This is a genomic window from Paenibacillus endophyticus (genome assembly GCF_014192395.1).
GTDB lineage: Bacteria > Bacillota > Bacilli > Paenibacillales > Paenibacillaceae > Pristimantibacillus > Pristimantibacillus endophyticus.
Map to the genome: position 1 here is coordinate 376,071 of NZ_JACHXW010000001.1, position 12,157 is coordinate 388,227.

Sequence of the window (12,157 nt, forward strand, 5' to 3'; positions counted from 1 at the left end):
AGGGGCTCGCTATGAACGAAACTTCATCTAAACCGTTGTACGAAAAAATATTTGAATCCGTTAAAAAACAAATTGTAACGAACGTATATGGAGTCGGCGAGCGAATCCCTTCGGAGAAGGAATTGGCTGAAGCTTATAAAGTGAGCCGAATCACGAGCAAAAAGGCGTTGGAGCTTCTTACGAATGAACGATTGATCGTGAGAAAGCCGGGGAGAGGCTCGTTTGTTGCCGATCCTGATACGGACTTTGGTCCTGTGCCTGCGGCAACGCAAGCGCCGGCCTCGGCGTTCAAAGCGGAAATGACGACGATCGGACTTGTCATTACTGACTTCGGCAACAGCTATGGCACAGGATTGATATACGGCATGGAGGAGGCTTCCAGGGATCATGATTGCTTTCTCGTGCTGCGGAGATCCTTTGGCATTCCAGCCAATGAAGAGCTTTCAATACAGAAGCTGCTTCATTTAGGCGTGGACGGCTTAATCGTATTCCCAGCACAGGGCGAATATTTCAATGAGGAAATATTAAAGCTGGTCATTAGCCGATTTCCGCTGGTGTTGATCGACCGTCATCTAAAAGGCGTATCTGCAGCGTCGATCAGCACGGACAATGCCGAAGCGGCAAGGAAAGCGACGGCATTTTTGTTCGAGCTGGGACATCGCCATATTTCCTTTCTGTCGCCGCCGCCGACGGATACGACAGCCGTTGAGGACCGCGTCGAGGGCTTTATCCAAGCGTTTGCCGAGCATGGAATTGCCGTAGATAAAGATTTGTGGGTAAGCGACCTGACTTCTACGCTGCCTAATTCCTTTAACGAAAACAACATCGAAGAGGATGTTCAAAGGCTGATGGCACATTTGAAGCGTCGACCGGAAATTACGGCTCTGTTCGCGATTGAATATAATATTGCGCTGCTTGCGAAAGCGGCAGTGGAGCGGTCAGGTCTCCGCATCCCTCAGGACATCTCCATCATTTGCTTCGACAGCCCGCCTACGGGACTTGGCGGCGGTTATGCTTTTACACATATTCGACAAAACGAAGAAGAGATGGGACGTTTGGCAGTCGGCCATGTGCTGCGCATTATGCAAGGGCAAGCCGTACCCAATAAGGTGATGCTGGAAGCGGATTTAATTATCGGAGATTCAACTGCCATAGCACGCCAAGAGTACCCTTGATGGTCAGGGGTATTTTTTTTTGCATTTGAATAGAACTAAAATGATATATTAGCTTGTAAAATGTCGAAATAAATTCACGTTGACATACACACCTCATACTAATATACTCAATTTATGAAAGCGGTTACGGTTTTTCGGGGATAACCTCTTTCGCAGCATAAACATAAATACGAAAAGGGAGGCACGGCAATGAAAACGAAAAAATGGTTAATGACAGGGACAGCGATGCTGCTCGTCATAGGGCTTCTTGCAGGATGCTCGGGTAACAACGCAAACCAGAATAACACAGACGGTTCTACGAATGCGGAAGGCGGCAATAAAACAAACGCAAAGGCAGTGGAATTGACCTTCTGGGGCGATTGGGGCGGCGAGGGTCAAGCACAATTCGAGACCATGGTCGATGTCTTCAATAAATCGCAAACCAAAATACATGTCAAGTATGTCCTGCAGCAGGACATGATTACGAAATTTCTAACGGCTGCAACGTCTGGAGGCTCGCCGGACATATTGTTCTGGGATCGCTGGCGAACTTCGCTTTATGCACCCAAAAACGTGCTGCATCCAATTAATGAGTACTTAGAGCGTGACGGCATCTCGCGCGATGATTATTATGAAGAATCGCTAAAGGAGCTTTCCCTGGACGGCAACCTGTACGGTCTGCCGCTTACGGTCGATGCGCGCGCGCTCTTCTATAACAAAAAACTGCTTGCTGAAGCTGGTGTGGAGCCGCCAAAAACATGGGATGAGCTTGCAGACGCTGCTGCGAAGCTAACGAAATGGAATGGAAATAAGCTGGAAGTAGCAGGCTTCTCGCTTGGCGATGTCGGTTTGTTCAATATGTATTTGCAGCAAGCGGGCGGACAAATGCTTACTGAGGATGGAAAAACGAATTTCAACAACGATCAAGGAAAACAAGTGCTTCAATATTGGGACCGTATGTTGAACCAGGACAAAGTATACAAAGTAGGCTTTGAGCAAGGGCTGGGTGAAGGACAGGATGCATTCGTAACCGGCAAACTGGCTATGCAGTATACGGGGCCTTGGATGCTAAGCACTTATAAAAAATACGGCAAGGACTTGGATTTCGGAATCGTTCCGCCTCCCGCGGGACCAAATGGCGACAAAGCAAGCGTAATGGGCGGCTTTGGACTCGTGATTCCCGAAGGAGCGAAACATAAGGAAGAGTCATGGGAATTTATTAAATGGTGGCTTGCGAATAAAGACAATGCGCTGCTATGGGCAAAAACGAGCTTGAATATTCCAGGCTACAAGCCTGCGCTGGAGGACCCTTTCTTCAAGGATGACCCGTTCTGGCAGCCGTTTATGGAAACGCTTGAATTCGCGAAGGTTCGTCCGAACCATCCAGGCTACTCCGTGATGGAAGGCGATGCGCTGACGCCGAATTTGCAGCTGTTCCAGCAGAACAAGCAGAGCATCGAGGACACGCTTAAGAAAGCACAGGATCAAGGCGATAAGCTGCTGCAGGATAACCTGGAAGTGAAATAAACGTCACGTTCGTCAATCAGAGAGGGAGGAGCTCCTCCCTCTCTCCAAGTGAAGGGAGAGTTTTTATGGCTTCCGTTAGAAAGCTGGAGCGTCATCAGGCAAGGACAGCCTACTTGTTCATCACTCCGACTATGCTGCTGTTTCTTGTATTTACGGTTATTCCGGTCATTATGGCGCTTTATCTGAGCTTTACCAACTATGACGTATTGAGCCGCAAAGACTGGGTAGGCTTTGATAATTACCGCCGTCTGCTTGACGATCAATTATTATGGGTAACGTTCAAAAACGTCTTTCTGTACGCGGTTATATTCGTCCCGTTCAATATTATCATTTCGCTCGCCTTAGGCATTCTGATGAACCGAGCGTGGCGGGGCGTTAAGCTGTTTCGCACGCTCAATTATTTGCCGACCTTAACGTCTTCCGTAGCGGCGGCAACCGTATGGATTTGGCTGCTGCATCCCGAGTTCGGTTTAGTTAACGGACTGCTGTCTTATATGGGTATTACAGGTCCAGCATGGGTAGCCCAGACGGAGACCGCAATGCTGTCCATTATTATGGTGACGCTGTGGCAATCGGTCGGCTCCAATATGATCATCTACCTTGCGGGCTTGCAAGGGGTTCCCGATTATTTGTATGAATCGGCGAGGCTTGACGGAGCAACCAAGGTGGACTGCTTCCGGTTTATTACTTGGCCGCAGCTCAGGCCAACGACATTTCTGGTTAGCACCTTATCCATTATCGGGGCGCTGCAATTGTTCGATCAAGCATTCGTGCTTACGCAGGGCGGGCCTGCCAACGTGACCAAAACACCGGTTTATTTGATCTACCAGCAAGGCTTCAACCAGCTGCAAATGGGCTATGCGTCAGCTCAGGCGTTCGTATTAGCTATCGCCATTCTTATTTTCTCCATCATTAATATGAGAATAACAAAAGCGGAAGAATCCGTTATATAGGGAGGAGAGCTGCAAATGGAAACGATTGGAGGTACTCCTCTCAGCAAGGGGTTAAAAAAGACGATTTATTATGCCGGGAGTGCTTTAATTGCGATCGTCATGTTTTTGCCTTTTTACTGGAGCGTGCTGACCTCGTTCAAGCCAGACGAGCACATTTTTGCGATGCCAATCCAGTGGCTGCCGACCGACATTACGTTCGAGCATTATAAGAAAGCCTTTACGACGGTTCCTTTCGGTTTGTACTTCTGGAATTCGTTCGTTCTGGCCGCGGCGGGTGTGTTGTTTAACCTGTTTCTGGGGTCACTCGCCGGTTACGCCTTCGCTAAGCTGAAATTCAAGCTGAGCCAGCCTTTGTTTCGCGTTTTGCTGGCGGCGATGATGATTCCTGGCATCGTGACGATGATTCCGAGCGTGTACGTGCTGCAGCATTTGCCGCTCTTTGGCGGCAATGATCTGCTCGGCTCAGGAGGGCATGGGCTCATGAATTCCTTCTGGGGGATCATTCTCCCGGGCGCTTCCGGAACGTTCGCCGTTTTCTTTATGCGGCAGTTTTTTCTTACTTTACCGACAGACATGCTGGAGATGGCGCGAATCGAAGGCTGCGGGGAATTTATGATTTTCTGGAAAATATATTTGCCGCTAACGAAGCCGGCGCTTGCTACACTAGGCATCTTTACATTTCAGGCAGGCTGGAACAGCTTTCTTTGGCCGATGATCGTACTGAATGATCCCGCAAAAGCGACGGTCCAAATGGGCTTGCAGGCATTTTCCTACAATTTCCAAACGGATTTCGGCCCGATGATGGCAGGTGCGCTGGTTGCCATACTTCCGATCTTGATTTTATTTCTGCTCTTGCAGCGTTACTTTGTTCAAGGCATCGCATTCAGCGGCATTAAAGGATAATCAATGAGCGAGATTGATAATGAACTAGGGGGAGACGTTACATGAGCCAGATGGCAATCGGAGTATGGGAGAAGCGGGCCGATGAAGCACAGTTAGCCCTGGAGCAGTTTTTCTGGAATGACGAAATAAAGATGTACAATATCGAAACGCCATGCCCGAACGGCATATGCAACACGATTTTTCATTATTGGTGGATGGCGCATGCGGTCGATGTATTGGTTGACGGGCTGGTTAGGACGGGAGCGCCTCTTTATGCGGACAGATTGGCCCAATTCTATAACGGCATTGTTGAGCGGAACGGCGGGGCATTGCCAAACGAGCTTTACGACGACATGGAGTGGATGGCGCTTGCATGGCTTCGCGCTTATAAAGCAACTGGGGAAGAAAAATATAAGTCAGCAGCGTTGGAGCTGTGGGCGGATATCAAAACGGGCTGGAACGAGCATATGGGGGGCGGAATCGCTTGGCAGAAATCCCAGCTTGATTATAAAAATACCCCTGCAAACGCGCCAGCTGTCATATTAGCCGCCAAGCTGTACCGGGAGTTCAAGTCAGGCGATGACTTGGCGTGGGCGTTGAAAATCTACAAATGGCAAAAGGAAAAATTAGTAGACCCAGAGACTGGGTTCGTATGGGATGGGATGAATCGAAACGGTGACGGCGCAGTAGATAAAGAATGGAAATTCACGTACTGCCAAGGCGTCTATATCGGGGCTGGCGTAGAGCTTTACCGGGCAACTGGCGAACAAAGCTACCTGCAGGATGCAAGCCGCTCCTTCCGCGCAGCCGTTGCAGAGCTTGCTGATCCGGCAACAAGTGTACTGCCGGATGAGGAGACGGGCGACGGCGGATTGTTCAAAGGCATCCTCATCCGATATTCTGCTGAGCTTGTGAAGGAAACCGGGGATACGGGTGCCTTGCAGCTGCTTTTGCGCAATGCCGAGCAGCTATGGCTGAATGGGAAGTCGGAGGGAGAGGCGCTGTTTAACCACAATTGGACGGAAAAGCCTGGTGAGACGGTTACACTCAGCGTGCAGCTCAGTGGAATCATGCTGCTGGAAAAAATGGCGGAGAACGAGCGATGAGCATGAACAGCCAAGTTGACTTCGTACAGGATGCTATGTTCAGCCATTACTGGAACGAAGAGTCTTTGATCATGAATCAATGGTATCCGAAGGAAGCGAGCCCGGCTCATGAAAATTATTATTATTGGTGGCAGGCGCATGTCATCGACGTGTTTGTCGATGGGCTGAACCGTACGAACGACCGAAAATATCAGGATCGGATTGAGGCGATTCATGAGGGTATTCTTGCCAGCAATGGCGGGACCTTCCTTCACCATTATTACGATGACATGGAGTGGCTCGCGCTAGCTCTGCTTAGAATCTATCAAATCACTCGTGAAGAGAAATACAAGAGCAGCGTCCTTGAGCTATGGGCAGATATCCAAACCGCTTGGAGCGACCAAATGGGCGGCGGCATGGGCTGGAACAAGGGACAAAAGGATTATAAAAACACGCCGGCCAATGCGCCAGCTGCCATATTAGCCGCAAGGCTTTATCAATCCTTCGGGAACGAGGCCGATCTCGACTGGGCTGTTCGCATTTATAAATGGAACTTGGATTATCTCGTTGACCCGCAGACGGGCTTCGTTTGGGATGGTATGAACCGCAATGGCGATATGCTAATCGACTATGATTGGGCATTCACCTATTGCCAAGGGGTATTCATCGGCGCAGGGGTGGAGCTGTACCGCTGCACGGGAGAGCCGCGCTATCTGGAGGATGCAAAGCGAACAGCGGAAACTTGCTTTGATCGATTCGCGAAACCGAATCAGCTTATATTTCCTGATGAAGGCATCGACGATACGGGCTTGTTCAAAGGCATATTGATACGGTATTTGGTGGAGCTGCAGCGTGAAGCGCCGGATATGAACGTGATTAGGGATGTTATAGAAGCCAATGCTGCCGTTTTTGCTGCAAAAGGCTTGGAGCAGCAACGGGGATTATGCGGCCCATCCTGGGAGAAGCACCCTGAGCTGCCTGTCCAATTAAGCGTGCAGCTGAGCGGCGTCATGCTGATGGAAGCCGCTGAATTAGTCAAAAAGGCAGATTCGTAGATGCATTGAAGCTTAAAACAAGTGATAGATTCGCTTTCCTCTCCATAATATGGTTCAGTTGGACTTTCGATGGGAAATGAGCTATTATACTATCGACCAAATGAATAGAGTAATAGATTTGCTCTAATGAGGAGTTGGATGCGTTGAAGCTTAGGGGAAAAACGGCCATTTTAATCGGATTACTAGTCGTATTATTAATAGGGACTTCCATGCAGGCATTCGCATACGAAGCGCAATTGAAGCCGTTTCGCGATGTGAAGGAGCAGGATTGGGCGGCGGAATCTATCTACCGGCTAGTCGCCATGGGCATTGTGACCGGCTATGAGAATGGAAACTATCAGCCGGATACGGCACTTACGAGAGAAGCGTTTGTTAAGCTGCTGGCGCAGTCGGTCAAGCCGAAGGCAGAGAAGGAAAGAACGGCCGCCCTTAAGGATGTGGCGAAGGATCGCTGGTCCTACGGGGTAATCAAACAGGCATATGATGCTGGCTGGTTGGATTTGCTGATTCAGGACGGCAAGTTTAATCCTGCACAGGCGATTAAGCGTGAAGAGGTTGCTGCGTTGACCGGATTCGCCTTGCTGCAAGGAAAATCCGCAGAAGAGAAGCAGCAATGGCTGAATACGGATTGGAAGGCAGCAGATAAGCAGGCGAATTACGCAGATAAGGCGCAAATCGATAGCAAGCTTGCGCCATATGTGCTGCGGACGTACGCGGATTCCATCATGCAAGGCGATGATAAAGGACGGTTTCTTCCAGGCAAATCGTTGACGAGGCGTGAAGCGGCTGCTACGGTCGATCGGTTGATCAGCTTCCGCAGCAAAGGCAAGCAACTAGGCATCTCCGCCTTTTATGCACCGTCCGGACCATACAAGAAAACGGAACGCTTTGCGGATGCCGGCGAGATTATCTTCGATTGGGCCAAGCTGAGCTATGAAGGCGCAGGCAAGGCGTCGCTTGCGTTTGCGCCTCCTAGCGATTGGAAGCAGCTGCTTGCCGCAGCGGATGCTGGCGGCTCCGAGAAGACGCTTATGGTATTTGGCAATACGACGCTGAACAAGCTGGGCGAATTCGTTGTAGATGCCGAAGCGCGCAAGTCATTCGTGAATGCTTTGGCAGATGTACTCCATGATCCGCAATATGGGTTTGATCGGGTTGCCATTGATTTGGAAGGGCTTGTCCCGGCTGCTTTGAAAGAGCCGTTCACCGAGCTCATTCGGGAGGTGAAAAGCGCGGTAAGCGAGACAACTTTGCTTACGGTAGTTGTTCCGCCCTCCTATTATTATGGCGGTTACGATTATAAAACGCTTGGCGAGCTCGCTGACACGGTGGTGCTGATGGCTTACGAATTCACTCACGAGGAGAGCGGCTTGCCTTCCGCTCCGCTCACGCTGGTAGGCGACGCCGTACGTAACGCGCTTGCGTACATTCCGGCGGATAAGCTGCTGCTAGGCATTTCCAAGCAAGCGAACCAATGGACGACTGCTGCAGACGGAACGGTTGAGTTTTTCCGCTCTCCGTCCATAGCGGCCGTCGAAAGCAGAATTGCAGCCGAGGGGACTGTCTCTACGATGCAGCTGCCATACTTCCTTAATCGCATCACGTTTACGGATACGCGAGGAACGCATTTGCTATGGTACGAGAATTCGGAGAGTATCCAAGCGAAGATGCGATTGGCGCAAGACATGGGTCTGCAGGGCGTCGCGATTTGGCAAATTAATCAGCTTACCGATGCGGACTGGACGATCATTTCTTCGTTTAACGAGCAGCAATAATAATGATGATAAACATGAAGCAATAAAAAGCTTAATAACAATCAGGAAAAGTCGGCCGCTAGCGTGGCTGGCTTTTACTTTTTCCGGGAACTAAGTAAATAACGGCTTGATAAAACGATATTATCATTCCGATGGGGAGGAAGTGTACGTTAATAGACGTAGATGTCCCTATCCATAGACTTGTTGCTTTAGCTATGATGACCGTGAGGTAAGCGCAATCATTCTTTGATAGCGGATAAGCGAAATATACGGGAGGCATAGGCAATGAATACGTTGGAGAGAGTACGCAAGCATGCCATTCGTTACGAACGTCCGGCGCCGTCTTTTTTTGAAGGGGCATTGCTCGGCAACGGGGGAATGGGGGCGGTCGTGACGACTCGCCCGGACGCAATCGTCATTCATTCCGGCCATAATAACGTCTGGGATATTCGTATCGCAGAAAACCATCAGGATCAGATCGGCACCTTTGAGCAATTATTTGCCAAGCTGAAGGAGGTGCCGGAGCATTACGCTTCGCTAAGCGAAGAGGCTTGGTATCGTGAATACGTGGCGATGACTAGCGAGAATTACAGCTTCCCCTATCCACGTCCGATGCCTTGCGGCTCTTTGCTGCTCGGCTTTGACCGACGCAGCGCCGAGGTGCTCGGCCATTCGCTTCAGCTCGAGAATGGCCTTTGCGAGATATATTTTCAACTCGAAGACGCGGTTGCTGCCGTACAGGTTTTCGTCGACCAGCAGGCTGACCGCCTATGGATCACGATGAAGGGAGCGGATCAATCGCCTAAGGCAGCCTCCTTTTTCAATCGAATTAGGCTCATAGCTGATCCCAATACACCAGAAGAGATGCCGCCATTCAAAAGCAGCTTTGACGGACAGTACAACCAGCTATCGTTTCGGCAGAAGCTTCCCTTCTCGAACGAGAAGGTCGCGAACGATGCCGGTCATCCTACAGACAAGGCATTCCGGCTGTCTGCCTGTATCTCGGCTTCTGCCGTCATTCAGGAAAGCGGGAATAGGCTGGAAGCCAAGCTGGAGATGCCGGAGGATTTTGTCATTCGCGTCGAATTGGAAGAAGGAAGCGACGCATCGGTTCCGAGTCAGATGAACCAAGGCAATTGTCCAGCTAAAGAATCGTTCGCGGAAGCCTTTGACGCTGCTTGCACAGCTTGGAGCAGCTACTGGTCACGCTCAGGCGTGTCCTTGGCGGATGAATTTCTGGAGCAGGTATGGTACCGGAATTTGTATTTCTTCCAGTGCGCCGTGAAGCCGGAAGCGACTTGCCCTGGCATTTTCGCGAATTGGAGCTATGGAAAGATCGGATCGGAGTGGCATGGGGATTACCATATGAACTACAACACGCAGCAGCCCTTCTGGGTAGCATTCTCAAGCAACCATGTCGACAAGCATCTGGCATACGTGAATATGGTTGATCATGTGCTCCCAATCAGCCGGAAATGGGCGAAGGAATATTACGGACTCAGAGGCGCCTATTATCCGCATTCCGCCTATCCAGTCGAAATGAACGTCATGCCTTATCCCGTGCCGCATTGGGGATGGGAGATTTGCGAAACGCCTTGGACGGTACAAAGCCTATGGTGGCATTACCGCTACACGATGGATAAAGCCTTTCTATCGAAGCGTGCCTTCACCCCGATGAAGGAGGCTGTGCTGTTTATGGTTGATTATATGAAGCGGCCGGAAGCGCAGGGCGAGCGTTGGGGGGACGACCGCTATCATATTTTTCCTACCGTTGTGCCGGAGCTGTATGAGTTGACGCCTGGATTCAAGCGAAACAGCGATTGCTTGGTTGATCTTACGTTAACGAAGTTTTTATTCCGCGCATTCTCGGAGGCGTGTGATGAGCTTGAACGAGTGGAATCAGAGTCAGAGCTGCTAGCCGAGGTGCACGAGGTGCTGGCAAGGTTTCCCGACTATCCAACCGCTGAGTCGCAGAGAGGCAAAGTATTCGTATCCGTCCCAGGGGAAGATGCCGAGGTTATTTACAATGTGCCGAATAGCGTTACAACCGTGTTCGCTGGCGAAGAGCATGGCCTGCATTCTTCGCCGGAGGAATACGAGATTGCGGTGAACTCCTACCGTAACCACCGGAACGAGGGCGGCAATGAGCTCGTATTCTATCATCTGGCTGGCGCCCGGCTAGGGCAGCTTGATCTGGAGCGCTTCAAACGCCAGATCGCATATTGCATGCTGCCTAACGGAACGTGTACGGACAAGCTGCTGGAAGCGGGCGGAAGGTATTCGGACACGACGGATTTCGACTATATGGCGCCGATGGGGATCTGGTTCGAGAACTTCGCTTTGCCTGCCGTTATTAATGAATGCTTGATGCAGAGCTATAACGGAGTCATTCGGTTGTTTCCCAATTGGTCGCTCGCGGAGCCATCGGAGTTCAGCACGCTTCGTGCCGTAGGCGGCTTTTTGGTCAGCGCGGCTGCGGTCGGAGGCAAGGTGGAGTGGCTGGAAATTGTCAGTGAGGCAGGCGGGAAGCTGAGCATTTATTGTCCTTGGGAAAGCGGTGCAAGCTGTATAAGCAGCAGCGGAGAACGGCAATTCTCGGGTGAAGTCATTTCAATCGAAACAGCAAAGGGAGAGCGGCTTCGGTTCGTGCAAGCTTAATTGAAATTCCGAGGCAATGAAGATTGTTTGTAACTGGAATTGCGGGAAATAGGCGTTTGCAAAATAGAGGCAGTCAAGGACTTTCATTCGTCCATGACTGCCTCTGTTTCGATTAGGGGATGAACCTTGAAGTAAATCTTATTTTCATCCCATTAATGCTTAGTTTCTTCCATCGTCAGTGCATGAATGCGCTTTTATAATAAAGGCAGCGACGATATCGGCGCCGATGGGGAGTACGCCGACCGATATTCCGTAGGGGAAAGACTTGTTTCTTTACGAAAAAACTTAGTAAAGTGATTCGTTTCCTTGAAGCCGCATTGGTCCGCTATGTCCTTGACGCTGAGCGATGTGGTCGTAAGGAGCAGTTTTGCCCGTTCGGTCCGTTTGCGGTTCACGTATTTGAGCGGCGGAATGCCAAAATGCTTTTTGAAATACGCGCTGAAATAATTCGGATGCAGATGGAGCGCTTCTGCCATTTGATCGATGCTGATATTCAGATGGAGGCGGCTGTCCACAAACTGCTGAATAATATTCAAACGGCTCATTTCCTCCGAACGATGCTGGAGCACTTGAATCGGCACCGATTCAAGGTAGCGGCTAACGATCTCCAGGAGGATCGCTTTCTCGCGGAGCCGGGCTACAATCGTCGGCTGTTCATGCCAGGCAATCAGCTCCTGGAATAAGGCTGTCATGCGGGAGTGATCATCGATATCCAGGCATAAAGGAACGCCAATCCATTGAAACAGATCAAAGGGGCCAGCCAAAATGCTGAAGTGGCACCAATATTTCAAGTATGGACGATTATTGCGAGCTGAAAAGGATATGCGGGTATGGGCGGGGGTCAGAAAAAGCTGACCGGGCTTCGGATAATAATCGACGTTGCCGATGCGAATCCAGCCCTCACCCTCGCAAATGTAATACAGCTTATTATACTCGGGCGTTGAATCGGTTTCTGCCCAGTTCATGGATACTTGCGTTTTATGGGCGATAATCAATTGAAGCTGCAGGGATTGTAGCAAATCGGATAAAGCATGCTGTTCGTTTCTTCTCATCATGGCCGTGCACCGCCGTCCGGTGGTTTTTAGTAGG

The 12,157-nt window shown here is 50.3% G+C and carries 9 protein-coding genes; 8 read left to right on the forward strand and 1 reads right to left on the reverse strand.

From position 1 onward, the window contains the following. Window positions 1-11 precede the first annotated feature (11 nt). From FHS16_RS01675 to FHS16_RS01705, 8 genes are all read left to right on the forward strand, one after another. Window positions 12-1,175, forward strand: coding sequence for a GntR family transcriptional regulator (locus FHS16_RS01675; protein WP_183557970.1), 1,164 nt, complete (start codon window positions 12-14; stop codon window positions 1,173-1,175). Window positions 1,176-1,364: 189 nt separating this feature from the next. After that, a complete protein-coding gene (locus tag FHS16_RS01680) occupies window positions 1,365-2,681 on the forward strand; it encodes an ABC transporter substrate-binding protein (protein ID WP_183557973.1) in 1,317 nt (438 codons plus the stop codon). 65 nt (window positions 2,682-2,746) lie between these two features. Beyond that, window positions 2,747-3,634 (forward strand): carbohydrate ABC transporter permease, encoded by an 888-nt coding sequence (locus FHS16_RS01685; protein WP_183557976.1) that lies wholly within the window; start codon window positions 2,747-2,749, stop codon window positions 3,632-3,634. Window positions 3,635-3,649: 15 nt separating this feature from the next. Beyond that, the gene (locus FHS16_RS01690) at window positions 3,650-4,537 is read left to right on the forward strand and encodes a carbohydrate ABC transporter permease (RefSeq protein WP_183557980.1); all 888 of its coding nucleotides are present in this window, start codon (window positions 3,650-3,652) and stop codon (window positions 4,535-4,537) included. A 41-nt stretch (window positions 4,538-4,578) separates the two neighbouring features. Next, a complete protein-coding gene (locus tag FHS16_RS31525) occupies window positions 4,579-5,622 on the forward strand; it encodes a glycoside hydrolase family 76 protein (protein WP_246431530.1) in 1,044 nt (347 codons plus the stop codon). Then, the gene (locus FHS16_RS31530) at window positions 5,619-6,656 is read left to right on the forward strand and encodes a glycoside hydrolase family 76 protein (protein ID WP_246431531.1); all 1,038 of its coding nucleotides are present in this window, start codon (window positions 5,619-5,621) and stop codon (window positions 6,654-6,656) included. Before FHS16_RS31525 ends, FHS16_RS31530 begins: the two co-directional genes overlap by 4 nt. 143 nt (window positions 6,657-6,799) lie before the next feature. Beyond that, complete coding sequence (locus tag FHS16_RS01700; RefSeq protein WP_183557983.1) at window positions 6,800-8,431, forward strand: glycosyl hydrolase family 18 protein; 1,632 nt, start codon at window positions 6,800-6,802, stop codon at window positions 8,429-8,431. A 264-nt stretch (window positions 8,432-8,695) separates the two neighbouring features. After that, entirely contained in the window at window positions 8,696-11,068 is a 2,373-nt protein-coding gene (locus FHS16_RS01705) for a glycosyl hydrolase family 95 catalytic domain-containing protein (RefSeq protein WP_183557986.1), read from the forward strand. 194 nt (window positions 11,069-11,262) lie between these two features. Here the strand turns inward: FHS16_RS01705 and FHS16_RS01710 are convergent, their stop codons facing one another. Then, the gene (locus FHS16_RS01710; protein WP_183557989.1) at window positions 11,263-12,123 is read right to left on the reverse strand and encodes a helix-turn-helix domain-containing protein; all 861 of its coding nucleotides are present in this window, start codon (window positions 12,121-12,123) and stop codon (window positions 11,263-11,265) included. Between the last annotated feature and the right edge of the window lie 34 nt (window positions 12,124-12,157).

Excerpts from the sequence above, each read along its gene's own strand:
- FHS16_RS01675 (WP_183557970.1), top strand. The coding sequence starts at position 12 with ATGAACGAAACTTCATCTAAACCGTTGTACGAAAAAATATTTGAATCC.
- FHS16_RS01680 (WP_183557973.1), top strand. The coding sequence starts at position 1,365 with ATGAAAACGAAAAAATGGTTAATGACAGGGACAGCGATGCTGCTCGTC.
- FHS16_RS01685 (WP_183557976.1), top strand. The coding sequence starts at position 2,747 with ATGGCTTCCGTTAGAAAGCTGGAGCGTCATCAGGCAAGGACAGCCTAC.
- FHS16_RS01690 (WP_183557980.1), top strand. The coding sequence starts at position 3,650 with ATGGAAACGATTGGAGGTACTCCTCTCAGCAAGGGGTTAAAAAAGACG.
- FHS16_RS31525 (WP_246431530.1), top strand. The coding sequence starts at position 4,579 with ATGAGCCAGATGGCAATCGGAGTATGGGAGAAGCGGGCCGATGAAGCA.
- FHS16_RS31530 (WP_246431531.1), top strand. The coding sequence starts at position 5,619 with ATGAGCATGAACAGCCAAGTTGACTTCGTACAGGATGCTATGTTCAGC.
- FHS16_RS01705 (WP_183557986.1), top strand. The coding sequence starts at position 8,696 with ATGAATACGTTGGAGAGAGTACGCAAGCATGCCATTCGTTACGAACGT.
- FHS16_RS01710 (WP_183557989.1), bottom strand. The coding sequence starts at position 12,123 with ATGATGAGAAGAAACGAACAGCATGCTTTATCCGATTTGCTACAATCC.